This window comes from Coprococcus sp. ART55/1 (genome assembly GCF_000210595.1).
In the GTDB taxonomy this organism is placed as follows: domain Bacteria; phylum Bacillota; class Clostridia; order Lachnospirales; family Lachnospiraceae; genus Coprococcus; species Coprococcus aceti.
Window position 1 is genome coordinate 1100418 of the sequence record NC_021018.1, and the last position, 662, is coordinate 1101079.

Sequence of the window (662 nt, forward strand, 5' to 3'; positions counted from 1 at the left end):
CAGACTGCGAGATATGTTCGTGAATATTCGGACGAGGTGACGGAGAGTGAGAAAAAAAGTATCTCGGGAGTCCTTGAATATGATACGATAGCTGAGAAATATAATCCCGATATATCTGATTATGTAAAAAAGACATTTAAAGAGAAAGCTTCAGATGAGGATATATTATCGTATTTCAAGACTTGGTTAAGCATGTTTGCAAAGCATCCTGTGGTTTATTTTGAAGCTACCCTTAATAATACGTATAACTATTATTATTTCAATGATCCAACTAATTTTATGTTGGAATATCAGAATTATACGAAGTATGATATGAACAGATCGTTGAATATAGATGAAAATACAGTTTTTTGTGATGGATTCAAGAAAAGTATATTGAGATGGACTGATATAGTGAAAGATATGCCTATATTGAATTTGTTGAACAGGTGTGGAATTTATACATGGATCATTATTATAGTTACAGCTCTTTTGTGGAGAAAAAAAGAATATAAAAAGATATTGGTCAGTGCGCCGCTTTATTTGAGTATTCTTGTGTGTATAGCATCTCCGGTAAATGGATTGCAGAGATATGCATGGGTGATAATGCTTGGAAGCCTTTTATATATGGCATTGTTGTTATCGCCTGAAGCTGAAGAGGCGGATAATGATTAAGAAAACAA

General features: G+C 33.4%; 1 protein-coding gene. It reads left to right on the forward strand.

The annotated features are described in order from the left end of the window. The coding region (locus CCU_RS05230; protein WP_243440861.1) for a DUF6020 family protein at window positions 1-654 on the forward strand (654 nt) is incomplete at its 5' end. Window positions 655-662 lie beyond the last annotated feature (8 nt).